23 protein-coding genes are annotated in these 21,896 nt (G+C 69.7%); 16 read left to right on the top strand and 7 right to left on the bottom strand.

Annotated elements, in window-relative coordinates; genetic code table 11:
* Positions 1-57 precede the first annotated feature (57 nt).
* The 12 genes from BLU08_RS11130 to BLU08_RS11080 all read left to right on the top strand — a co-directional run bounded on the left by BLU08_RS11130 (position 58) and on the right by BLU08_RS11080 (position 12,376).
* Complete coding sequence (locus BLU08_RS11130; RefSeq protein WP_090199485.1) at positions 58-876, top strand: sterol desaturase family protein; 819 nt, start codon at positions 58-60, stop codon at positions 874-876.
* The gene (locus BLU08_RS11125) at positions 873-1,307 is read left to right on the top strand and encodes a DUF2141 domain-containing protein (protein WP_172800945.1); all 435 of its coding nucleotides are present in this window, start codon (positions 873-875) and stop codon (positions 1,305-1,307) included. Before BLU08_RS11130 ends, BLU08_RS11125 begins: the two co-directional genes overlap by 4 nt.
* Before the next feature lie 156 nt (positions 1,308-1,463).
* A complete protein-coding gene (locus BLU08_RS11120) occupies positions 1,464-3,176 on the top strand; it encodes a hypothetical protein (RefSeq protein WP_233995948.1) in 1,713 nt (570 codons plus the stop codon).
* A 71-nt stretch (positions 3,177-3,247) separates the two neighbouring features.
* On the top strand, positions 3,248-4,387 hold the full coding sequence (locus BLU08_RS11115; protein WP_090199481.1) for a phosphatase domain-containing protein: 1,140 nt from the start codon (positions 3,248-3,250) through the stop codon (positions 4,385-4,387).
* Between the two features lie 158 nt (positions 4,388-4,545).
* Positions 4,546-5,934, top strand: coding sequence for a M48 family metalloprotease (locus BLU08_RS11110; RefSeq protein ID WP_090199479.1), 1,389 nt, complete (start codon positions 4,546-4,548; stop codon positions 5,932-5,934).
* A gap of 36 nt (positions 5,935-5,970) precedes the next feature.
* Positions 5,971-6,684, top strand: a complete 714-nt coding sequence (locus BLU08_RS11105; RefSeq protein ID WP_090199477.1) for a DsbA family protein — start codon at positions 5,971-5,973, stop codon at positions 6,682-6,684.
* A gap of 5 nt (positions 6,685-6,689) precedes the next feature.
* On the top strand, positions 6,690-7,691 hold the full coding sequence (locus BLU08_RS11100; protein ID WP_233995947.1) for a hypothetical protein: 1,002 nt from the start codon (positions 6,690-6,692) through the stop codon (positions 7,689-7,691).
* 103 nt (positions 7,692-7,794) lie between these two features.
* A complete protein-coding gene (locus tag BLU08_RS11095) occupies positions 7,795-9,102 on the top strand; it encodes a sensor histidine kinase (protein ID WP_090199475.1) in 1,308 nt (435 codons plus the stop codon).
* Positions 9,099-9,896: a LytTR family DNA-binding domain-containing protein gene (locus tag BLU08_RS11090; protein ID WP_090199473.1), complete on the top strand. Its 798-nt coding sequence runs from the start codon at positions 9,099-9,101 to the stop codon at positions 9,894-9,896. The genes BLU08_RS11095 and BLU08_RS11090 overlap by 4 nt, the downstream gene beginning before the upstream one ends.
* 314 nt (positions 9,897-10,210) lie before the next feature.
* Positions 10,211-11,077, top strand: a complete 867-nt coding sequence (gene nadC, locus BLU08_RS11085) for a carboxylating nicotinate-nucleotide diphosphorylase (RefSeq protein WP_172801031.1) — start codon at positions 10,211-10,213, stop codon at positions 11,075-11,077.
* A gap of 4 nt (positions 11,078-11,081) precedes the next feature.
* Entirely contained in the window at positions 11,082-11,513 is a 432-nt protein-coding gene (locus tag BLU08_RS15340; protein ID WP_172801030.1) for a hypothetical protein, read from the top strand.
* A 116-nt stretch (positions 11,514-11,629) separates the two neighbouring features.
* On the top strand, positions 11,630-12,376 hold the full coding sequence (locus BLU08_RS11080) for an STAS/SEC14 domain-containing protein (protein ID WP_172801029.1): 747 nt from the start codon (positions 11,630-11,632) through the stop codon (positions 12,374-12,376).
* Positions 12,377-12,386: 10 nt separating this feature from the next.
* Here the strand turns inward: BLU08_RS11080 and BLU08_RS11075 are convergent, their stop codons facing one another.
* The gene (locus BLU08_RS11075) at positions 12,387-12,830 is read right to left on the bottom strand and encodes a nucleoside deaminase (RefSeq protein WP_090201309.1); all 444 of its coding nucleotides are present in this window, start codon (positions 12,828-12,830) and stop codon (positions 12,387-12,389) included.
* A gap of 81 nt (positions 12,831-12,911) precedes the next feature.
* Complete coding sequence (locus BLU08_RS11070) at positions 12,912-13,151, bottom strand: hypothetical protein (protein ID WP_090199467.1); 240 nt, start codon at positions 13,149-13,151, stop codon at positions 12,912-12,914.
* Between the two features lie 215 nt (positions 13,152-13,366).
* Here BLU08_RS11070 and rpmB point away from each other — a divergent pair, with 215 nt between their 5' ends.
* A complete protein-coding gene (gene rpmB / locus BLU08_RS11065; RefSeq protein WP_090199460.1) occupies positions 13,367-13,654 on the top strand; it encodes a 50S ribosomal protein L28 in 288 nt (95 codons plus the stop codon).
* 69 nt (positions 13,655-13,723) lie between these two features.
* Here the strand turns inward: rpmB and BLU08_RS11060 are convergent, their stop codons facing one another.
* The 4 genes from BLU08_RS11060 to xseA are packed head-to-tail and all read right to left on the bottom strand — an operon-like array spanning position 13,724 to position 17,494.
* The gene (locus BLU08_RS11060) at positions 13,724-14,701 is read right to left on the bottom strand and encodes an esterase-like activity of phytase family protein (RefSeq protein WP_157674530.1); all 978 of its coding nucleotides are present in this window, start codon (positions 14,699-14,701) and stop codon (positions 13,724-13,726) included.
* 1 nt (position 14,702) lies between these two features.
* Complete coding sequence (locus BLU08_RS11055; protein ID WP_090199457.1) at positions 14,703-15,608, bottom strand: M23 family metallopeptidase; 906 nt, start codon at positions 15,606-15,608, stop codon at positions 14,703-14,705.
* Complete coding sequence (locus BLU08_RS11050; RefSeq protein WP_090199455.1) at positions 15,605-15,808, bottom strand: DUF2093 domain-containing protein; 204 nt, start codon at positions 15,806-15,808, stop codon at positions 15,605-15,607. Before BLU08_RS11050 ends, BLU08_RS11055 begins: the two co-directional genes overlap by 4 nt.
* Before the next feature lie 24 nt (positions 15,809-15,832).
* On the bottom strand, positions 15,833-17,494 hold the full coding sequence (gene xseA / locus BLU08_RS11045; RefSeq protein ID WP_090199453.1) for an exodeoxyribonuclease VII large subunit: 1,662 nt from the start codon (positions 17,492-17,494) through the stop codon (positions 15,833-15,835).
* Here xseA and purD point away from each other — a divergent pair.
* The 3 genes from purD (at position 17,493) to BLU08_RS11030 (ending at position 20,657) form a co-directional block, all read left to right on the top strand.
* Positions 17,493-18,773: a phosphoribosylamine--glycine ligase gene (purD, locus tag BLU08_RS11040; protein ID WP_090199451.1), complete on the top strand. Its 1,281-nt coding sequence runs from the start codon at positions 17,493-17,495 to the stop codon at positions 18,771-18,773. The two genes, xseA and purD, sit on opposite strands and share 2 nt — an antisense overlap.
* A gap of 38 nt (positions 18,774-18,811) precedes the next feature.
* Positions 18,812-19,168 (top strand): hypothetical protein, encoded by a 357-nt coding sequence (locus tag BLU08_RS11035; protein ID WP_090201306.1) that lies wholly within the window; start codon positions 18,812-18,814, stop codon positions 19,166-19,168.
* A gap of 118 nt (positions 19,169-19,286) precedes the next feature.
* Complete coding sequence (locus tag BLU08_RS11030) at positions 19,287-20,657, top strand: IS1380 family transposase (RefSeq protein ID WP_090193798.1); 1,371 nt, start codon at positions 19,287-19,289, stop codon at positions 20,655-20,657.
* A gap of 180 nt (positions 20,658-20,837) precedes the next feature.
* On the opposite strand, the gene BLU08_RS11025 is transcribed toward BLU08_RS11030, so the two are convergent.
* Entirely contained in the window at positions 20,838-21,830 is a 993-nt protein-coding gene (locus BLU08_RS11025; protein ID WP_090199449.1) for an adenosine kinase, read from the bottom strand.
* Between the last annotated feature and the right edge of the window lie 66 nt (positions 21,831-21,896).

Below are 21,896 nucleotides of genomic sequence, written 5' to 3'. Positions count from 1 at the left end.
ACCGGCGGACCCACAAAGGTGCTGTCCCGGCGCGGAGAAATCCGCCATATCCTCCGGATGCCCGGGCCAGATACGTCGCTTCTCGTCGCTCTCCTGTTTGCCAGCTTCGCGACGAGCGTGATGGTGGCGCTGCGTTATTTCCTCGCCGCCGGGCTGTTTTCCTGGCTGACCGAGCGGGTCCGGCCCGGCCTCTATGCCGCGCAGGGGGCGCAGATCCGGCGCGAGATCGGCTGGTCGCTGACCGCCGCGGCGATCTACGGGGCGCCTGCCGGGCTGATGCTGGGGAGCTGGCGCCATCTCGGCTGGACCCGGATCTACACCGATTTCACCGCCCTGCCGCTGTGGTACCTGCCGCTTTCGGCGTTCGTCTATCTGTTCGCGCAGGACACGTGGTTCTACTGGACCCACCGCGCGATGCACGAACCGCGCCTGTTCCGCATCGCCCACGCGGTCCACCACAAGAGCCGCCCGCCGACCGCCTGGACCGCGATGAGCTTCCACTGGGCCGAATCCCTTACCGGCGCGATCCTGATCCCGCTGCTCGTCTTCGTCGTGCCGATCCATGTCGCGATGCTCGCCCTCGTGCTCGGCATCGCCACGGTCATGGGCGTGACCAATCACATGGGCTGGGAGATCTTTCCCCGGCGTCTCGTTCACTCGGCGTTGGGACACTGGGTGATAACGGCGAGCCATCACGAGAATCATCACGAGGACTACAGATGCAATTTCGGGCTCTACTTCCGCTTCTGGGATCACCTGTGCGGGACCGATCGCGGCTTTTCGCGGCGGATCGCGGGCGCGCGCGCGCCGGTCGAGGTCGCCCGTGCCCGGTCGCCGCGCCGGCCCGCGCCGCCGCCCCCGCCCGACCCCTCGTGAAGCCGCTCGCCTTCCTCGCGGTCGCCTCCTGCGCGCTCGCCGGCGCGCCCGCGGCGGCGGAGGAGGTCGTCATCACGGTAAACGGCCTGCGCTCCGCCGAAGGGAGCGTGCGCGCCTGCATGACCAAGCGCGAGAACGTCTTTCCCAAGTGCATCAGGGATCCCGCCTCGCACCGCAAGGTGGTGAAGGCGGGCGAGACGGTGACGATCCGCTTCACCGGGGTCGAACCGGGCGAATACGCGATCGCGCTGCTGCATGACGAGAACGACAACGGCAAGGCCGACCGCGCGCTGGGCATGATGCCGAAAGAGGGATACGGTTTCTCGCTCGATGCGCCGGTGAAGATGGCCCCGCCCAAGTTCCGCGACGCCATGTTCGAGCACAAGGACGGGCGACAGGACCTCGTCATCACGATGCGCTATTTCCTCTGAACCGCACGGGGCCTGCGGGCGCCTGCCTGCGATCCCGGGACCGGCCGATCCGGGCATTGGCGGCTCAAGGATTTGGCCGCCCCGCTTAACGCAATGTTTACCACGTGACGCCAGAACGGCGCGAAACAGCCGTTTATGAAAGGGCGGAAGCGGGCCATGGACAATCTGCGGGGCATGTTCGAATCCGGCGAACCGGGCGAAGCCGATGCGGCGGATCCCGCGTCGCTCGGCCCGGCACCGGCGGGGGCCTCGGACGGATGGGATGGCGACGAAAGCGGCCCCGGTTCCCGCGACATCCCGCCCCACGCGATCGGCCAGGACGAGCGCCGGATGCAGGTGCGCGCCTACAACCACTGGGCGAGCCTGCTCGACGAGAAGAGCTTTCCCTCGATCGAGGATCTCGTCCCCGAGGCGCTGACCGATTTCGGCCCCCATTCGGTGCTGCTCGATTTCACCGCCGGGATCGACGATCCGGTGGTGCAGTATCTCGGCGACCGGCTGGCCGAGGAATGCGGCGCGACCGGCCCGATCCGCACGCTCGCCGACGTCCCGCCGCGCTCGCTGCTGAGCCGGATCACCGACCATTACATGCAGATCCTCGCCAACGAGGCCCCGATCGGCTTCGAGGCGGAATTCGTGAACCAGCGCGGCCTCGCGATCCTCTATCGCGGCATCCTGCTGCCCTTTTCGAGCGACGGCGAGACGATCGATTTCATCTACGGCGTCATCAACTGGAAGGAGATGGCGGACGCTCTCACCTCGGACGAGCTGCTGCTCGAAATCGACCAGGCGCTCGAAACGGCCGAGGAGCCCGAGGTCGAGGCGCGGGTGAATCACGCCGACCCGCTCACCGAATGGGCGGATTCGCCCCTCCACGAAAGCGAGGCGGAGGACGAACCTCCCGCGGGCGACGTGTTCGATCTCGACGGGCGCGGCTTCGCCGTGGAGGACCCGTTGGCACCGCGCGGACGCAGCCTGCCGCTGCCCGATTTCGGCCAGTATGCGCTCGACGATCCCGAGGACGAGGAGGAATACTGGGACGAGGACGAGGGCGGGGACGGGGACGGGGACGCGCCCTACCATTTCGCCTCGCTCGCCGACTACATCGAGGCTCCGGCCAAGAAGGCGATCGACCTCGAGGCCGAGAATTTCGATCCGGAGGATTACCGGGTCGAGAATTTCGAGGGCGCAGGCGCCCAGGCCGCGCGCGGCTGGAACGAGCCCGAGGGCGAGCCGGAATTCGAGGCCTCCGAACTGCCCGCCGATGCCGGCCTCGCCGATTGCCTTGCCTCGGCCCGCGAACTCGCCCGCGCCGCCCGCAGCAGCGAGGATCGCAGCCGGAACGCGCTCTACGCCGCGGTCGGCCGGGCCTATGATTTCTCGCTCGCCGCCGCCGACGCGCCCGAGGAATTCGCCGAACTCGTGGCCGAAGCCGGCCTCGCCGTGCAGGACCGCGCGCCGATGACACCGGTGGTCAAGCTGGTCTTCGGCGCCGATTACGACAAGACCCGCCTCACCGAATACGCCGCCGTGCTCTCCCACGCCCACCGACTCGGCCTCGAACGCGGCGCGCTGGCGGGCTTTCTCGGCGAAGTCGAGGGCGGGCTCAAGGCGGTCGTCCAAGCCGAACGCCGCCTCCGCCGCGAGGAAGCGGGCAAGCCGGTCGAAACCGCGGATGGCGTGCGCGAGGCGCTCGCCGAAAAGCTGCGCGAACTCGAGGCGATGATGTTCGAGGCGCTGTCGCCCGACGGCCCCGAATTCGGGCTCGTAATGATCCGCCGCGACGAGACCGGGACGGTGCACGTCCTCGGCGAGATCGAGGAGGACATCCCCCTGATCGAGCGCGCGGCGCGCAAGCTCGTCGGCTGACGGAGGGCCGCGGGCCGTCCCGCTTGCCGAGCCTTGGCCTCGCGCGCCGATCCGGCTAGGTGCGGGGAAAGATGCTCCTCGGACTCCTCTCCCGGCGCGGTCCGGTCCGCGTGCAGCCCTTCTTCGGCTATCGCAACGCGGATCATCTCTATCTCGGCGCCCGCGCGATCAGGGCGCGCGAGCCGGTTTTCGAGGCGCGCAGTTTCTGGCGCGATTTCGCGACCATGCTGGGCGAATACGCCTCGCGCGAGGTGCCGGGGCTCGAGGTCGAGCTCGAATATGACTGCGCCAACGGCCAGGTCATCACGGGCCGGGGGCAGACCGGGCGGGAAGGCTTCGTGCGCTTCGACCTCCCGATCGCGCCCGCCTGCCCGCCCGCGCCGCGAACCCGCTGGGAAAGCGCGACCTTGCGCTGGCGCTGCCCCGATCGCGGCGAGCCGGTCGCCGTGCCCGCCTACATCCTCGCGCCCGGGGGCGAGACGCGCATGGGGATCATCTCGGACGTCGACGACACCATCCTCGAAACCGGGATCACCGGCAATTTCCGCGCCATCGCGCGCAACTGGAAACGCGTCTTCGCCCAGATGCCGAGCGAGCGCGTGCTCGTCCCCGGCGCGACCGGGTTCTTCGCCGCGCTGGGCGGCAATCCGCAAGGGCCGGAAAAGGCGGGCGAGGCGATCGGCGCGATTGCCCCGCAGGCGCGGGTGCGGCCGGTTTTCTACGTCTCGTCGAGCCCGTGGAACCTGTTTTCCTACCTCGTCACCTTCAAGCGCGAGCGCGGCCTGCCGCTCGGCCCGGTGATGCTGCGCGACTGGGGCTTCAACCGGCGCACGCTGGGCAGGGAAGGGCACGGCTCGCACAAGCTCGAGGCGATCCGGCGCATCCTTGCGACCTTCCCGCAGCTGCGTTTCGCCCTGATCGGCGACGACACGCAGCACGACCTCCTCGCCTTCGGCGCCATCGCCGAGGCCCATCCCGACCGCATCGCGGCGGTCTTCATCCGCGAGGTCGCGGGCACCCCGATGGGCGACGCGGAACGCCGCGCCAAGGCCGCGATCGAGAACGCGGGCGTGCCCTTCTGGACCGGCAGCGACTACCGCGCGGCGGCGAGCTTCCTCGAAACCGCCGGGCTCGATTTCGAAGGCGGGCTCGAAGGGCTCGTGCGCACGGCGAGCGAGGGACAGGTGCCGGGCGAATCGCAGGCGGGCTGACAGGGGACGGGCACGGCGTGGCGCAGCCTCGCCCCGCGCCCCTCGCCCCCTCACCCCTCGCCCCTCATCCCTCGCACCGGGCCGCGCGCAGCGGGCGGCCGCCACCTCAGGTCCGCTTTCAGTTTCCGTTCAGGGCGAAACGCGTTAGAACCGCCCCGATGTCGCGCCTTCCCGCCCTGCCGATCGCGCCCCTGCGGCTCGCCGCATACGCCTTCGCCCTCCTCGCCAGCCTCGCGCTCGCCGCCACGCAAGCGGCGGCGCAGTCGATCCTGCGCGATGCCGAAACCGAGGAACTGCTCGCCGACATGGCGCGCCCGCTGGTCGAGGCGTCCGAGCTGGAGCCCGAAAACGTCGAGATCGTGCTCATCAACGACAGTTCGATCAACGCCTTCGTCGCGGGCGGACAGGTCGTCTACATCCACACCGGCCTCCTCGCCGCCGCCGACACGGCCAACGAGGTGCAGGGCGTCATCGCGCACGAACTCGGCCACATCACCGCCGGGCACGTCGTCCGCTTCGAGGAGCGGGTACGCGCGGCCAACGGGATCACGATCCTCTCGCTGCTGCTCGGCGTGGGCGCGGTGCTGGCGGGCGCGGGCGAGGCGGGGCTCGGCGCGATGATGGCAGGCCAGCAGGCGGCGATGGGCAGCTTCCTCGCCTTCAACCGCAACCAGGAAGCCGCGACCGACCTTGCCGGGGCGCGCTACCTGTCGGGCGCGGGGATTACCGGCAAGGGGATGATCTCCTTCTTCGAGAAACTCCGCAATTTCGAAATCCGCCGCGGTTACAGCCAGGCGGACGAAGCCGCCTATGGCCGCACCCACCCGCTTTCGGGCGACCGCATCCAGACCCTGCGCGGGCTGCTCGATCAGGACGCGGCCTGGGACACGCCCGAGGACCCGGACCTGCAGGAGCGTTTCGAACGGGTGCAGGCCAAGCTCTACGGCTACCTCGCCGAACCCAAGCGGACCCTGAACGCCTACCCGCCGAGCGACACGCGCATCGCCGCGCGCTACGCCCGGGCCTATGCCTGGCACAAGGAGGCGCGGGTCGAAAAGGCGCTGGCCGAAACCGAGAGCCTGCTCTCGCTGGAGCCGGACAATCCCTATTTCCTCGAACTCCAGGGCCAGGTCCTGCTCGAATCCGGGCGGCCCGGCGAAGCGCTCGCCCCGCTGCGCCGCGCGACCGACCTGACGCTCAACCAGCCGCTGATCGCCTCGATGTTCGGCCACGCGCTGATCGCGACCGAGGAGGAGGCGAATTACGCCGAGGCCGAGCGCGTGCTGCGCGCCGCGGTGAGCCGCGACCGGATGAATCCCTTCGCCTGGTACCAGCTCGGCATGGTCTTCGCCGCCCGCGGCGACATCGCCCGCGCGCGGCTCGCCAGCGCCGAACAGCAGGTCATGGCGCGCCGCTATCCCGAGGCGCTGAGAAGCGCGCAGGCCGCCGAGGCGGCGCTGCCCCGCGGCACGCCCGACTGGATCCGGGCGCAGGACATCGCGCTCCAGGCGCGCAGCGAACTGGAACGCCTGCGCGACTCGCGCTAGGCGGCCTCCACATCCACCCGAGCACCCCGGAAAGTCATGCCAGCCAGCATCCGCAACCCGCTTCTCACCGCGCTCCTCGCGCTCGTCTTCGGCTTTCTCGGCGCCGCGATCTGGTCCTACGCCGGGCTCGCCGACAACCGCACGCGCGAATACCTGCTGGCCAATCCGCGGATGCTGCAGGACATGGCCGAGGCGCTGCAGGCAGAACAGGCGCGCGAACGGCTCGCCGAACTGGGCGAGGAGGTCTACGAGCCCTTCCCCGGCGCGGTGCTGGGGAACCCTGACGGCACGAAGGTCCTCGTCGAGTTTTCCGACTACAACTGCGGCTACTGCGAAGCGAGCCTCGCGGACGTCTCGCGGCTGATCGAAAGCGATCCCGAAGTGAAGGTGGTCCTGCGCGAAATGCCGCAGTTCGAAGGCTCCGAAGCGGCCGCGCGCATGGCGCTCGCCGCCGCGCTCCAGGGAAAGTACGCCGACTTCCACAACGCCATGTTCGCGCGCGGTCCGGCCGGTCCGGACACCGCCGAGGCGGTCGCGCGCGACATCGGCCTCGACATGGAGCGGGCGCGCGCCGACATCGCCTCCGACGCCGTCTCGGTCGAACTCGCCCGCAATTTCAGCCTCGCCCGGGCGCTGGGCTTCTCCGGCACGCCCGCCTTCGTCACCGGCGACCGCACGATCAGCGGGGCGGTCGGTTACGAGGCGCTGAGCGAGGCGGTCGCCGAAGCCGGGGCGCTCACGGAAGGCTGAGCGCGGTGCGCGGGTTCGCCATCGCCGCCGTCCTCGCCGGCGCGTGCGCCGCCCCGGTCCTCGCCGCGCCCGATCTCGCGGACATCGACCTCGCCGCCGAGCGCGCCGCGATCGCGCGCTTCCAGGACGCCGACCAGCGCCTGCAGGACGTGGGCTGGAAGATCGTGCGCGGCAATGCCGAATTCTGCCCCCGCACCATCCCCTCGATCGGGCTGCAATTGCAGGATCTCGCCAGCTACAGTGCCCCCGAGATCGCCCGCGCCGCGCTCGGCTTCGGAGGCGATTTCGCGGTCGAAACCGCTGCGCGCGGTTCGCCCGCCGCGCTTTCGGGCCAGTTCGGGCGCAATCGCGAGATCATCGCGCTCGAACGCTTCGACCCCAATGAATGGCCCTCTTCCGGGCGCAAGGACTGGCAGCGGCTCAAGCGCGCGCACGATCATGTCGATGCCATGCTCGCCGAACACGGCGGCATCGCGATCCGTTTCGCCGACGGGGACGAGGCGCGGGTGGCCCCGGTCGATGTCTGCGCCACCCGTTTCGAGCTGATGGGCGACGGCCGCCGCGCGGTCGCGACGGGCGACCGGGTGGTGATCGGGATCGAGTTTCCCGCCTTTTCCTACGAGGAGGAGGTCTTCGCCGGCGTGGTCGCGCACGAACTCGCGCACAATTTCCTCGGCCATGCCGAATGGCTCGACCGCAACCGGCGCAAGCGCACCAACGTGCGAAAGACCGAACGCGAGGCCGACCGGCTGATGCCCTGGCTGCTCGCCAATGCGGGTTACGAGCCGGAGGCCGCGGTGCGTTTCATGACGAGCTGGGGGCGAAAGCACGACGGCGGCCTGTTCCGTGCCCGCACCCATGACGGCTGGGACGAGAGGGCCGAGTTCATCGCCGCCGAGATCCCGCGCATCCGCGCGCTGCTGGCGGTGGAGGGCAAGGCCGACTGGGCGGTCCATTTCCGCCGCGAAATCGACCCCGACAGGGGGCTGGAACAGGCCGGCCGCTAGCCTGAACTCGGCCCGACCGCTGCGCCGAACGGTTCGCCGCGCGCGCCCGCATTGCGGGAAAGGCGCTGCCATCGGCGCCGAAATCGGCTACACGAGGCGCATAATGTCCGTTCTCGCGATCCAGCCAGCGCCGTTCTTCGCCAGCAAGAACCGCGCCTTCTGGAACCTCCAGCTGGCCGGTTGGGGCGGCGCCTTCCTGCTGCGCAGCGTGAACGCCTTCGCCAACGACCAGCCCTTCGACCTGCTCGCGCTGATCCTCGTGACCACGATCACCGGCTTCTCGATCAGCTGCATCCTGTCGGTGATCTACCGCCAGCTCATCAACCGCCAGGCGATCGTCACCTGGGGCGTGACGGCGGTGGTGCTGATGATCGCGGTCATCTTCCACACCTCGATCGACGCCTGGCTGCAGGGCATCTATTACGGCGGCCTGCGCGAGACGAGCTTCGCCCAGCGTTTCATCGGCCTTTCCTACATCCCGCTGACCGTCCTCGGCGGGTGGAGCGCGCTCTATTACGCGATCAACTACTTCCTCACCGTCGAACAGCAGGCCGACCGGCTCGAACGGCTCGAGGCGCAGACCACCGCCGCGCAGCTCGCCATGCTGCGCTACCAGCTCAATCCGCACTTCCTGTTCAACACGCTGAATTCGATCAGCACGCTGGTGCTCCTGAAACAGACCGAGCCCGCCAACGCCATGCTCACGCGGCTGTCGAGCTTCCTGCGCCACACGCTGATCATGGAACCGGGCAGCCAGGTCACGCTCGGCCAGGAGGTCGAGACGCTGAACCTCTATCTCGACATCGAACGGATGCGCTTCGAGGAGCGGCTGCGGACCCATTTCGACATCGAGGAAGCCGCGCTCACCGCGATCCTGCCTGCGATGCTGCTCCAGCCGCTGGTCGAGAACGCGGTCAAGTACGCGGTCAGCCCGCAGGAGGAAGGCGCGCGCATCTCGCTCAGCGCGAAGGTGATCGGCGAGCGGCTGCGCGTGATCGTCGAGGACACGGGGCCGGGCATCGACGTGCCGGTGCAGCACGATCTGCTCGATTACGCCGCCCGGGCCGAAAGCGTCCGCGCCGCGCAGAACGCGGCCGGCGACAACGGCAAGCCGATCTCGACCGGGGTCGGGCTCGCCAATATCCGCAACCGCCTGATCCAGGCCTATGGGCCGAACCACATCTTCGGCACGCGATCCGAACCCGGCGGCGGTTTCACGGTCACGATCGAGATCCCCTTCACCCCGCTGGCCGAAGCCGCGCCCGCCCCGGCAGGCGCAACCGCTTCGCGCCGCATCCCCCCAGCCGAGCCGAAGGCGCAGACGTTCCCCGCAGCCGACACCCCCCGCGCCCCCGCGGCGGACAATGCCTTCGCACTCAACCCCCAACGCACGATCGGAACTTCCGCATGACCATCAGAACCATCCTCGTCGACGACGAGAAACTCGCGATCCAGGGCCTCCAGCTGCGCCTCGAGGCGTTCGACGATGTCGAGATCATCGACACCTGCTCGAACGGGCGCGAGGCGATCCGCAAGATCAAGACCGAGAAGCCCGATCTCGTCTTTCTCGACATCCAGATGCCCGGCTTCGACGGCTTCTCGGTGGTCAAGGGCGTGATGGAGATCGAGCCGCCGCTGTTCGTCTTCGTCACCGCCTACGAGGAGCACGCGATCCGCGCGTTCGAGGCCAATGCGGTCAACTACCTGATGAAGCCGGTCGACGAGGTCCGTCTCGCCGACACGATCGAGCGCGCGCGCGAACGGATCGCGCAGAAGAAGTCGACCGAGGATGCCGAACACCTGCTCGACGTGCTGGCCAAGGTGGCGCCCGACCGCGCGGCGGAATTCACCGGTACGGACGGCGGCGCGGCGGACCGTTTCGAGAAGCTCATCAACGTCAAGGACCGCGGCCAGATCTTCCGCGTCGAGGTCGATTCGATCGAGCACATCGAAGCCGCGGGCGATTACATGTGCATCTACACGGGCGACAATTCGCTGATCCTGCGCGAAACGATGAAGGACCTCGAACGCCGGCTCGACCCGCGCAAGTTCCAGCGCGTGCACCGCTCGACCATCGTCAACCTCGACCAGGTCCGGCAGGTCAAGCCGCACACCAATGGCGAATGCTTCCTCGTGCTCGATTCGGGCGCGGAGGTGAAGGTGTCGCGCAGCTATCGCGACGTGGTGGCGCGCTTCGTGCACTGATTTTCTTGGCGCAGCCCCATCCGGGGCTGCGTCCTCGCTAGACGCGCAGCAGAGCTGCGCCCGCTGCGGGCGCGCGGTCGCGCTTGCGGACCCTGCGAGTCCGTTTTGTGGGGCGCGCCCATCCGGGCGCGCCTCCTCGGCGCTGTTCCGGCCCCTTGCGGGGCCGGGCGCCTGCGGGCGGCCGGTCGGCCTTGCGGTCGCTGCGCGAGCGTTCGGGTCGATCCTCGGCGCTGTTCCGGCCCCTTGCGGGGCCGGGCGCCTGCGGGCGGCCGGTCGGCCTTGCGGTCGCTGCGCGACCGGGTATGCACGGTTACATGACCTTCGCGCTGCCCGGCTTCGACCTTGACCGCTTCGTCCGCGATACGCTTGCCGAGGACCTCGGCGAAGGGATCGAAGGCGGCGGGCGCGATGTCACGTCGGACAGCGTCATCCCGGCCGAGGCGCGCTTTTCCGGCGTCATGGACAGCCGCGATGCGATCGTCGTCGCCGGCCTGCCGCTGGCCGAGGCGTTCTTCCGCGCGCTCGATCCCGATTGCGCGATCGAGCGGCTGGCGGCCGACGGCGACGCGGTCGAGGCCGGGAGCGAGCTCCTGCGCCTCTCCGGCAAGGCCCGCGCGCTGCTCACCGCCGAGCGCAGCGCGCTCAACACCGTCCAGCACCTCTCCGGCATCGCCACCATGACCCGCGCCTATGTCGAGGCGATGCGGCAGGGCAGCGCGACCTGCATCCTGCTCGACACCCGCAAGACCCTGCCGGGCCTGCGCGCGCTCGAGAAATACGCGGTCCGGATGGGCGGCGCGCAAAACCACCGCATGGGCCTGTGGGACGCGGGCATGATCAAGGACAACCACGTCGCGGTCGCGGGCAGCGTCTCCGAGGCGGTGCGCCGCGCGGCGCAGGCGCGCGTCAGCCCGATCATCTGCGAGGTCGACCGGCCGGACCAGATCGAACCGGCGATCGCGGCGGGGGCGCATCACATCCTCCTCGACAACATGGACCCCGGCACGCTGCGCGAAGCGGTCGCCCTGATCGCCGGGCGCGCCGCGACCGAGGCGAGCGGGGGAATCGACCTTTCCACCATCGCGGACATCGCGGCGAGCGGTGTCGACTACGTCTCGGTCGGGCGGCTCACCCAGAGCGCCCCGGCGGCCGACATCGGCCTCGACTTCCAGCCGGAATAGCCCGGTGCGACGCGTCAGGGGACCGCGCCCGCCGGCCGTCAACGCCTTCGCCGCGATGCTGCTAGCGCTGGCCGCCTGGAACCTCGCCACCGCGCTGTGGGACCTGCCCGCCCAGGCGGAGATCCTGCGCTCGCTGGGGCTCGGCTTCGAATGGAACCGCGACTGGACGATCGTGGCGAGCTCGGCCTGGTTCACGGTGGAGCTCATCCCCATCGCCGCGGTCTGGCTCCTCGCCAGCCGCTTCGCGCGCGGGTTCATCACCGCGATGGCGCTGGTCAAGGTGGCGCTGATCCTGTCCAACCTGCCGATGCTCTATGCCCTGCCGGGCGTGCTTCTCGGCCAGTCGCTCTCGCTCCTTGCGGTCGCGCTGCTCTATACCCGCGCGGCGAACGCGTGGTTCGCCCGGCGGCCGGAGGACCCGGCAGTGTTCGAATAGCGCACCCGGTCGTCCGCCGACCGGCAGGGCAGGCCCGGCGAAGGGCGCTGGCGTGGCGGGATCGCGTCCTGTTATTGTCGGCGGCGGATGCAGGGGTTCCGACCGGAGGTGAACACATGATCGACATCGAGAAAATCGCAGACAACGTCCACCGGATCGCGATCTACGGCGAATTCGGCGAGGACGACGCGCGCGCCTTCGTGACCTTTGTCAGGGACCGCCAGGCGGCCGGCGAAGGCGGCAGCGTGCTGATCGACCTCGTCAGCCTCGCCGGATGGTCCCTTTCGGCGATGAGCGAGGAAATCGCCCACCTTCCCGCGCTGGTGCGCTGGCTCTATTCGCTCGATCGTATCGCGGTCGTCTCGGACGAGGAATGGCTGCGCGGCGCCGCCCGGCTGGAAAGCGCGCTGCTGCCGGGGATCGCCTACGCGGTCTATGACGAGGACGAGATGGACGCCGCGCGCGCCTGGGTGCTGGGCGAAAGCGACCATCCCCATGGCGGCGCGGTGAACGAACTCGACCTAGGGGCGGACATCGCGGCGTTCGAAGTGGTCGGCCGGATCGACCGCGAGGAGGCGGAACGCGTGCTCGATTCGGTCCGCGCGCGGCTTGCGGGGACGGACTGCTCGAAGCTGATGGTGGTGATCCGCAAGTGGCACGGGTTCGAAGCCGATGCCGCGCTCAGCCGCCACGCGATGAACTCCAAGATCGACCTGCTCAGGCATTGCGAGCGCTATGCCGTGGTCGGCGGGCCGGACTGGCTGCGGGCGATGGCCGGGACCTTCGGCGCGCTGGTCAAGCCCGAAGTGCGGACCTTCGATCTCGACGAGGAGGACGAGGCGCTGGCCTGGCTGCGGAGCTAGCCGCGCGTTTCTAGGGCCGGGGGGCCTGGCGCCGCTCCCTGAAGAATTCGCGCAGCAATTCCGCCGCCTCGGCCTCGCCCATGCCTGCATAGACTTCGGGCCGGTGGAGGCATTGCGCCTGTTCGAACACCCGGGCGCCGTGTTCGACCGCGCCGCCCTTGGGATCGCTCGCGGCGTAATAGAGCCGCGCGATGCGGGCATGGGCGATGGCCCCGGCGCACATCGCGCAGGGCTCGAGCGTGACGTAGAGATCGCACCCGGTCAGCCGTTCCTCCCCCAGCGCCTCGGCCGCCATCCGCAGCGCGCGGATCTCGGCATGGCCGGTCGGATCGGGCGGCGAGCGGGTGGCGTTCGCGGCGAGCGCGATGATCGCGCCCTGCCGCACGACGGCGGCGCCGACCGGGACTTCCCCGGCCAGCGCCGCGTCCTGTGCTGCCTGCAAGGCGGCGCGCATCGGTTCGGGAACCGGCCAGCGGGGCGTTGCCCCGGCGCTTTCCGGCCCCGTCACCCGGTCACGGGCCGCCGTGCGGCCTGATCATTCGACCTCGTCATCCTCGGGCGTGGTTACATCAACATCGGGAACTTCGACAGTGCGTTCCTCGGTTTCGACATCGACTTCGGGGCCATCGACGTCGTATTCGGGCATGTTGCCGCCTTCGACGGTCGGCATCCCCTCGACTTCGGGCATCTCGCCTTCCTCGGTCTGTTCGACGTCGCAGGCGGCGAGGCCGAACGCGGCGGTGGCGGCGAAAGCGGTTGCGATGATCCGGTTCATGGCATTTCCTCCAATGTGACGGCGCTGGTCGAAAAGGTCGCGCCTTTGGTGATCGTGGCATCAACGTGGCAGGCTGGGCGGATGTTCCGCCTTGACGATCGGACCCCCCGTGGCTATGCACGCCGCTTTCCGGGTCAAACCGAGTTTCCGCGAGGCCGAATCGTTTTCGAGGCCCCGGCAGGCTCGCCCGCCAACACGATGAAACGAGAGATATCATGTCGCGGATTTGCGAACTGACCGGCAAGGGCCGCCAGGTCGGCCACAATGTGAGCCACGCCAACAACAAGACGAAGCGCGTCTTCCTGCCCAACCTGCAGAACGTCACGCTGCTGTCGGAAAAGCTCGACCGCAGCTTCAAGTTCCGCGTCTCGACCCAGGGCCTGCGCTCGGTCGAACACAATGGCGGGCTCGACAACTGGTTGCTCAAGACCAGCGACGAAAAGCTTTCCCCGCGCGCGCTCAAGGTGAAGCGCGAGCTCAAGAAGGCTGCCCCTTCCGCCTGACGGGCGGTCCGTTCCTGCATCGAATGGGCGTGCGGGGCGACCCGTCACGCCCTTTTTCGCGTTACCGCGTCACTCGGCTTCGGCGGCGGGGTCGAACACCAGCTTGGCCAGAAGCGTGCGCTGCATCACCGACAGGTTGTCGTCCGCGACGATCCAAACCGCCGCCTTCCCGTCCGCCAGCGGCCGGATCGCCAGCCCCTCGTAATTGTCGCTCGGGATGACGGGATCGAGCCGCAGCGCGACCTGCGGGGCCCAGGTCCCGCCCGCGCGCGGCGGCGGCCCGATCGCCAGCAGCGTCTCGAAGGGCGGCAGGGCGAAAACCGTGCGCCGCATCAGCAGCAAGAGCCGCCCGTCGGGCAGGCGGGCGAGATCGGTCGGGGCGTAGCCTTCGACCGGAGGGCGGAAGGCGAAGGCTTCGGGCACGCCGCCGGCGACCGGGTCGGACGGGAACAACAGCCCCTCCTCTTCCCCCTCGGGCAGCACCATGAAGCGCCCGTCGGGCAGGCGCAGCATCGCTTCGGCCCCGCTGTTGGCCGGCCAGTCGACCTCGTCCTCGAGCACGCGCAGGCCGTCGGGCTCATCCGCCGCGGTGTAGCGGTGGACCGCGTGCAGCCCTTCGAAGCCGAGCCAGTAGGTCCCCGTCGCCGGATCGCGGGCGGCGGATTCGATGTCCTTGAGATCCTCCTCGAAACCCTTCTCGACCGGCTGGAGCACCACCGGCGACCGGCCGGCGGGGCGCCCCCCTGCGCCGCGGACCCGTGAGTCGGGTTCGACGAAGGTGAAGCGCGCGCCGCGGTCGGAAAAGGCCTGCAGGCGCTCCCCGTCCAGCGGCAGCAGCGCGGAAAAGCCGCCGAAATAGCGATGATCCGCCGCATAGCGCCACACCCCCGCGACCTGCCACGCCGGATCCCCGGTCGGCGCCGGCCCCGCGATCCGTTCCGGCCCGGTCGGATGCGGCATTTCTTCGGCCATCGGCGTCCGCACGAAGGTGCCCGGCGCGCACAGCAACGCGACGCCGAGCGCCCCGATCAGCCGCCCCGCCCGCATTTCAGTCCATCGGCCCCGCGAGCAGCAGCGGGTCGAGCCGCCAGTCCTTCCACATGAGGCTCCAGTGCAGGTGCGGCCCCGTCGCCCGCCCGCTCGCCCCGACATTGCCGATATGCTGGCCCTGCGTGACCGCCTCGCCTTCCTCGACCACGATCCTGGAGGCGTGGAGGAAGGCGCTGTTGAGCCCCATGCCATGGTCGATGATGATGAGCGAGCCCTCGAGGCTGAAGCCGGTGCGGGCGAGCACCACGACTCCGTCCGCCGGGGCGACGAAGGGCGTGCCGGCACCCGGCGCGATGTCGATGCCGGAATGATAGCTGCCCGGTTCGCCCTGGTAGATCCTCTGACGCCCGAAACGGCCGGAGATCCGCCCCTTGACCGGCCAGACGAAATCCTGCCGCCAGCCGGTCGCGCCGGTCTCCTGCGCGCGGGCGGCGACGATCGCTTCCCATTCGGGCTTGCGCTTGCGCCACCACGCCTCGCTGGTGCCGCCACTGCGCTTGGGCACGTTGACCCGTTCGATATCCCATTGCCGCCGGGCGACGGCGAGTTCGCGGCGCAGCGTCCGCCCGTCGGGCATGACGGCTTCGAGCACGAGCGTTTCGGGCGCGTCGCGGTCGAAGGCGGCGAAGAAGCGGCCGTCCGGGGCGAGCGCGACCTCCCGGTCGGCGAGGGTCACGCGGGTGGCCCCGGCGGGCGCGGTGCCGCGCAGGTAGCCGCCCTGGATGAGCCGGCCCTCGATCGCGAAGTGCGCCCGCGCGGGTTCGGCCGGTCGGGTCGGGGCGGGGTCGTCCGGTGCCGCTCCATCGGGCGCAGCGGCGGCCCCGCCTCCCGGACCGGCGGCGACGAGCGCGAGCGCGCCCGCCGCGGCCGCCGCCAGCGCGCGGCGCGGGTGCACCCGGGTCATTCCCGGTCGAGCAGGCGCCGGGTCGCGATCTCGGCGGAGGCATAGGCCTCCTGCCGCTCGGCGCTCCAGTAACGCAATTCGTCGAGCGGGATGATCGCGCCCGTCACCGCGCACACGACGTGCTGGCCGGGACGCAGGACACGGAAATTGGCAGGCCCGTAATAGAGCTTGGCGGCCTTGTCGGAGGTGGACATCAACATGGGACTTTCCATAGCACCGCCGCCCTATCCGAACAAATCGTCCTGCGCCGGGGCGACGGGGGAGGTCTTCGGACCGGGGGAACGCGGCCTGGCGCCCGGCGAATCGGCCGGAACGACGCCGAGCGTGCCGTCGGCGAATTGCAGCGAGAGCGCCGGTTCGCGCGCGGCGCTCGCCCTGTTGGTCAGCGCCTCGCCCGCAGCCGAGCGCACGATCGCATAGCCGCGCGCCAGCGGCCGTTCCGGGTGGAGCTGTTCCGCCAGCCGCGCCAGCGCCGCGAGCCTTTCGCCCGCCTCGCGCAGCGGCCGCTCCACCAGCGCCGGGACCAGCCGCGCCGCGGCCAGCCGGCGCCCGGCCTCGGCGTGCGAGCGCGCGAGCATCCGCGGGTGGAGCCGCGCCGACACCCCGACCAGCCGCCCGCGGCCTTCGGTGGTCCGGTCGAGCAGCGCACGGCCCAGGCGGGCGGAACTCTCGCCGAGCCGGTCGCCCGCCTCGCGCAGCGGCCGCCGGACCAGGGCGGGGACCAGCCGCGCCGCGTCGAGCCGGCGCTGCGCCTCTGCGTGCGAGCGCGTCAGGACACCCGGCTGGAGCCGTGCGGCAACCCCCACGAGCCGCTCGCGCCCCCGCCCGGCACGGTCGAACAGCCCGCGGCGCAGCCGCTCGGCCGCCTCGTCGAGGCGCTGCGCCCGGGCTTGCAGCAAGTCTGCGGGGGCAGGCATCCGGCGGACCCGCGCCTCGAGCCGTTCGCGCCCGAGTTCGACCGGGCGATGGACCGCGCGGCGCTTGCGATTGGCGTAATCGGCCAGCGTCAGGGCGAGGTCGCGCAGCACGGGGACGGCCATTTCCGCCGCCGCGGTCGGCGTGGGGGCGCGGCGGTCGGCGGCGAAATCGGCGAGGGTCGTGTCGGTCTCGTGACCGACGGCGGAGATCACCGGGATCGAGCATCCGGCGATCGCGCGCACCACGATTTCCTCGTTGAAGCTCCACAGGTCCTCGATCGACCCGCCGCCGCGCGCGACGATGAGGAGGTCGGGCCGCGCCACCGGCCCGCCGGGCGCCAGCGCGTCGAACCCGCGGATCGCCGCGCTGACCTGCTCCGCCGCGCCCTGGCCCTGCACCAGCACCGGCCACACGACGACATGGCTCGGGAAACGGTCGGCGAGGCGGTGGAGGATGTCGCGGATGACCGAACCCGTGGGCGAGGTCACGACCCCGATCGTGCGCGGCAGGAAGGGCAGCGCGCGCTTGCGCTCGGGCGCGAAGAGGCCTTCGGCGGCGAGCCGCGCGCGGGTCTTTTCCAGCAGCGCCAGCAGCGCCCCCTCGCCCGCGAGTTCGAGGCTCTCGATCACGACCTGGTATTTCGAACGCCCGGCATAGGTGGTGAGCTTGCCGGTCGCGATCACCTCCAGCCCGTCCTCCGGCGCGAAGGAGAGCCGACCGGTGTTCCCGCGCCACATCACCCCGTCGATCACGGCCCTGTCGTCCTTGAGGCAGCAATAGAGGTGGCCCGAAGCCGCCCGTTTCACCCCCGACAATTCCCCGCGCAGGCGGACATGGCCGAAACGGTCCTCGACCGTGCGCTTGAGCAGGTTGGAAATCTCGGTGATCGAAAGCGGCGCGGCGTTGTCGCCCTGCCGCGCGCGCGCTAACAGCCCGGCGTCATTGCTGTCTGAAGGGGTGCGAGCCATGAATGTCCTGTTGCTGGGATCGGGCGGGCGCGAACATGCGCTAGCATGGAAGCTGGCGCAATCCCCGAGCCTTTCAAGCCTTTATGCCGCGCCCGGCAATCCCGGCATCGCCGAACACGCCGAATGCGTTGCGCTCGAGGTGGAGGACCACGCGGCGATCGTGCGGTTCTGCCGCGAGCGGGACATCGCTCTGGTCGTCGTCGGACCCGAGGCCCCGCTGGTGGCCGGGCTCGCCGATGCCTTGCGGCAGGAGGCCATCGCCGTGTTCGGCCCGTCGGCCGCGGCCGCGCGGCTCGAAGGGTCGAAGGGCTTCACCAAGGACCTGTGCGCGCGCGCCGGGATCCCGACCGCAGGCTATGTCCGCGCCGCCTCGCTCGACGAGGCGCGCGCCGCGCTTGCCCGGTTCGAGCCGCCCTACGTGCTCAAGGCCGACGGGCTCGCCGCGGGCAAGGGCGTGGTGATCGCGGACGATATCGAGGCGGCCGAGATCGCGCTCGCCGACATGTTCGGCGGCCAGTTCGGGGAAGCGGGGGCCGAGGTCGTGATCGAGGAATACATGGCGGGCGAGGAGGCGAGCTTCTTCGCCCTGGCCGACGGCAGCTTCATCCTCCCTTTCGGCAGCGCGCAGGATCACAAGCGCGTGGGCGCGGGCGATACGGGACCGAACACCGGCGGCATGGGCGCCTATTCGCCCGCGCCGGTCCTCACCCCCGAACTCGAGGAGCGGGTGATGGAGGAAATCATCCGCCCCACGGTCGAGACGATGGCGGCCGACGGCCATCCCTATACCGGCGTGCTCTACGCCGGGCTGATGCTGACCGGGGCGGGGCCGAAGCTGATCGAATACAACTGCCGTTTCGGCGATCCCGAATGCCAGGTGCTGATGATGCGCCTGAGGGGCGATCTCGCCGCGATCATGCTCGCCTGCGCGCGGGCGGAACTGGCGGGCGTGCGGCCCGACTTCTCGCCCGACACCGCGCTCACCGTCGTGATGGCGGCCAAAGGCTATCCCGGAACGCCGGAGAAGGGCGGGGCGATCGATCTCGGCGAAAGCGAGGCCGACGGGGCGAAGGTCTTCCACGCGGGCACGGCGGTGAAGGACGGCGCGCTCGTCGCCAATGGCGGGCGGGTGCTGAACGTCACCGCCACGGCGCCGAGCGTGACCGAGGCGCAGGCGCGCGCCTATGCGGCGGTGGACCGGATATCCTTCCCGACCGGCTTCTGCCGCCGCGACATCGGCTGGCGGGAGGTCGAACGCGAAAGGCGGGCGGGCGAATGACGCTAGGCGAAGACCGCGCGCGGGATTATCCTCGTGCCATGAAACGACTTGTCCTCCTCGCCGCGGCCGCCTTCCTCGCCGCCTGCCAGACCCCGTCCGCCTCCGCGCCGGAACCAGAGCCGGCGACCGAGCCCGATCCGCCCGCCTTCGTCGAGGCGGCCTGCGGCGGGTGCCATGCGGTCGAGCCGCCCTTCCTCTCCCCGAACCCGCAGGCGGCGACGTTCGAGGCGATCGCCAATCGCGAGGGGCTGTCGCAGGCGAGCCTCGGCGACTGGCTGGCGGACGCGCACAATTATCCCGAGGTGATGGATTTCGATCTCACCCGGCCGCAGGTCGACCAGATCGCCGCCTACATGGTGACGCTCCGGCGGGACGATTACCGCCCCGAGATGTAGCGCGGGCTAGCCCGGATTATTCACCGGCGGTGGTCTGACGGGTTGGCGGGAGTGGCGTAAGCATTTGCATTGTTGTAGGAATGTGGTTGCTTAAGCCAGACCTGCAACGGGGCAAAATATGCCACAGACCACACCCGCCGGATGCGATGATAGCGCGTCCGTATTTTCGTTTCCAGCAGTGCGCGGCAAGAAGGTCACAGCTGCGTTTGACGGCGGCAGGCTGACCTCGGATGGCGGGGTCCTGGTGCTGGCTCAGGCCGAGCGCATGATGGGGCTCTGCCAGCGGCTTGCGGCGTGTATTGCCGATCCGCGCGATCCTGCTCGGGTGGTTCATCGGCTTGAAGATATCCTGCGCGCGCGGATGTTCGCGATCGCCTGCGGCTATGAGGATGCCGATGATCTCGACGCTCTGCGCGATGATCCGGGCTTCCGCCTTGCGCTGGGCAAGCTGCCGGGATCGGGTGCGGGGTTGGCCAGCCAACCGACGATGAGCCGCTGGGAGAATGCGCCGAGCACGCGCGAGCTGGCAAAGATGCTGGGGATCATGATCGACATCTACTGCGCCAGCTACCCCACTCCGCCGGCGGCGGTGACGCTGGATATCGATGACACCTGCGACGTCGTGCACGGCTATCAGCAACTCTCCTTCTGGAACGGACATCATGGGGAGCGCTGCTTCCTGCCGATCCATGTCTACGACACGGCAACGGGCCGGCCGGTGGCGATGCTGCTGCGCACGGGCAAGACGCCTTCTGGCAAGGAGGCGGCAGGGCATATCCGGCGTCTGGTGCGCCATCTTCGCCGCCACTGGCCTGATACCCACATCACCATCCGCGGTGACGGGCATTATGGACGGCCCGAGGTCATGGCCTTCTGCGAGGCGGCCCATGTCGATTACGTGTTCGGTCTGCCGACCAACGCCGCGCTGCGCGCTGATCCGGTTATCGTCACTGCCGCCGATGCCTGCGCGGTCCGCCGCGCCGAGTGCCAACTCCCGGTCCTGCACAGCTATGCCGAGACCCGCTACGGCGCGAAGAGCTGGAACCGCCAGCGCCGCGTCGTCGCCAGGATCGAGGCCAGCACGCTGGGCATGGATATCCGCTATGTCGTCACATCGCTAACCCAAGGCTCGGCTGAATACATCTATGACACGCTCTACTGTGCGCGCGGGCAGGCCGAGAACTTGATCAAGCTGCACAAGACCCAGCTGGCCAGTGACCGCACCTCGTGCCGGTCGGCGAACGCCAACCAGATGCGCCTGATCCTGCACACCGCTGCCTACTGGCTGCTGTGGCGCGTTCAGCAGGCGATCCCAAAGACCACCGCTCTGGCAAAAGCCGAGTTTACGACCCTGCGCCTGCGGCTGCTCAAGGTTGCTGCCCGCGTCATGGAAAGCGCCACCCGAATCCGCGTAGCGTTCGCCTCTGCGTGCCCCGATGCCGATCTGATGCGTGCCATCGTTCTCGCGCTCAAGCCTGCGCCGACGTAGCGGGCGCGGCAGTGCCGCAGAAACCCCGAGCCAAGTCCTTCAACCAGAAAAGCCCATCGATCACAGCGCGGTGAAACAGACGCCAGCGGTGCCGCACGCCCGCTCTACGCCGCCGCACGCAGCAGTGGCGTCAAGCTCGCGCCGAGAGGCGCCCAACCGCATCGCCGTGAATAAGAGAGGCTAGAGTTTCTCGGCCATCAGCTTCTGCAGGTCGGTTTCGGGCCGCGGGCCGTAATGCGAGATCACCTCGGCCGCCGCGATCGCGCCGCGCCTCAGGCACTTCTCCAGCTCCTCGCCATGGGCGAAGCCGCACAGGAACCCGGCCGCGAACTGATCGCCCGCCCCGGTCGTGTCGACCACCTTCGCCACCGGCTCTGCCGGGACGCTCGCACGGACGCCGCCCGCATCGGCGACCGCGCCCTTTTCCGAACGGGTCGCGACGAGGCAGGGGACCTTCGGGGCAATCATTTCGAAGCCCTTTTCGAAGGAGGGTTCGCCGGTCAGCGTCGCCAGCTCGCTTTCGTTCACGAACAGGATGTCGATCATGCCATTATCGATGAGATCGCGGAAATCGTCGCCGTGGCGTTCGATCACGAAGCTTTCGGACGCGGTGAAGGCGACCTTGCGCCCCGCGCCGCGCGCGACCTCGATCGCACGGCGCATCGCCTTGCGCGGTTCCTCGGGGTCCCACAGGTAGCCTTCGAGATAGAGGATCGCGCCGCTGGCGATCAGGCTTTCGTCAAGCGCGCTCGCCGGGAGGTACTGGCCTGCGCCGAGGAAGGTGTTCATGGTCCGCTCGCCATCGGGCGTGACGAAGATGAGCACCCGGCCCGTCGCCGGTTCGCCCTGCCTTGCGGGCGTGTCGAAATCGATGCCGGTCGCGCGCATGTCGTGGCGGAAGACCTTGCCCAGCTGGTCGTCGGCGACCTGGCCGATGAAGGCGCATTGCAGGCCGAGGGTCGAAATCCCCGCCAGCGTGTTCGCCGCCGAACCGCCCGACACCTCGCGCGCGGGCGGCATGGCGCGGTAGAGATCGTCGGCCCGCGCCTCGTCGACCAGGGTCATGCCGCCGCGGTTGAGTTCGAGTTCCTCGATCAGTTCGTCCTCGCACGAAGCGATCACGTCGACCACGGCATTGCCGATGGCGACTACGTCATAACGCGGTTCGGTCACAGATGATGTCCCGTTGGTTGGCTTGGAAAGGGCTTGCCCGAGCGCCTAGCCAACCCGGCGCCGCAA

This window comes from Erythrobacter sp. HL-111, assembly GCF_900105095.1.
Lineage (GTDB): Bacteria > Pseudomonadota > Alphaproteobacteria > Sphingomonadales > Sphingomonadaceae > Erythrobacter.
Note: the sequence above shows the minus strand (reverse complement) of the source record. Positions and strands in the feature narration are given on the sequence as shown.

Bases quoted from the DNA above. Each gene is read 5' to 3' on its own strand.
- BLU08_RS11030 (WP_090193798.1), top strand. From the start codon at position 19,287: ATGCCACAGACCACACCCGCCGGATGCGATGATAGCGCGTCCGTATTT.
- BLU08_RS11055 (WP_090199457.1), bottom strand. From the start codon at position 15,608: ATGACCCGGGTGCACCCGCGCCGCGCGCTGGCGGCGGCCGCGGCGGGC.
- BLU08_RS11050 (WP_090199455.1), bottom strand. From the start codon at position 15,808: ATGTTGATGTCCACCTCCGACAAGGCCGCCAAGCTCTATTACGGGCCT.
- BLU08_RS11035 (WP_090201306.1), top strand. From the start codon at position 18,812: ATGAAACGACTTGTCCTCCTCGCCGCGGCCGCCTTCCTCGCCGCCTGC.
- nadC (WP_172801031.1), top strand. From the start codon at position 10,211: ATGACCTTCGCGCTGCCCGGCTTCGACCTTGACCGCTTCGTCCGCGAT.
- purD (WP_090199451.1), top strand. From the start codon at position 17,493: ATGAATGTCCTGTTGCTGGGATCGGGCGGGCGCGAACATGCGCTAGCA.
- BLU08_RS11120 (WP_233995948.1), top strand. From the start codon at position 1,464: ATGGACAATCTGCGGGGCATGTTCGAATCCGGCGAACCGGGCGAAGCC.
- BLU08_RS11110 (WP_090199479.1), top strand. From the start codon at position 4,546: ATGTCGCGCCTTCCCGCCCTGCCGATCGCGCCCCTGCGGCTCGCCGCA.
- BLU08_RS11070 (WP_090199467.1), bottom strand. From the start codon at position 13,151: ATGAACCGGATCATCGCAACCGCTTTCGCCGCCACCGCCGCGTTCGGC.
- BLU08_RS11080 (WP_172801029.1), top strand. From the start codon at position 11,630: ATGATCGACATCGAGAAAATCGCAGACAACGTCCACCGGATCGCGATC.
- BLU08_RS11060 (WP_157674530.1), bottom strand. From the start codon at position 14,701: ATGCGGGCGGGGCGGCTGATCGGGGCGCTCGGCGTCGCGTTGCTGTGC.
- BLU08_RS11075 (WP_090201309.1), bottom strand. From the start codon at position 12,830: ATGCGCGCCGCCTTGCAGGCAGCACAGGACGCGGCGCTGGCCGGGGAA.
- BLU08_RS11105 (WP_090199477.1), top strand. From the start codon at position 5,971: ATGCCAGCCAGCATCCGCAACCCGCTTCTCACCGCGCTCCTCGCGCTC.
- BLU08_RS11090 (WP_090199473.1), top strand. From the start codon at position 9,099: ATGACCATCAGAACCATCCTCGTCGACGACGAGAAACTCGCGATCCAG.
- BLU08_RS11115 (WP_090199481.1), top strand. From the start codon at position 3,248: ATGCTCCTCGGACTCCTCTCCCGGCGCGGTCCGGTCCGCGTGCAGCCC.
- BLU08_RS11095 (WP_090199475.1), top strand. From the start codon at position 7,795: ATGTCCGTTCTCGCGATCCAGCCAGCGCCGTTCTTCGCCAGCAAGAAC.
- BLU08_RS11130 (WP_090199485.1), top strand. From the start codon at position 58: ATGCCCGGGCCAGATACGTCGCTTCTCGTCGCTCTCCTGTTTGCCAGC.
- xseA (WP_090199453.1), bottom strand. From the start codon at position 17,494: ATGGCTCGCACCCCTTCAGACAGCAATGACGCCGGGCTGTTAGCGCGC.
- rpmB (WP_090199460.1), top strand. From the start codon at position 13,367: ATGTCGCGGATTTGCGAACTGACCGGCAAGGGCCGCCAGGTCGGCCAC.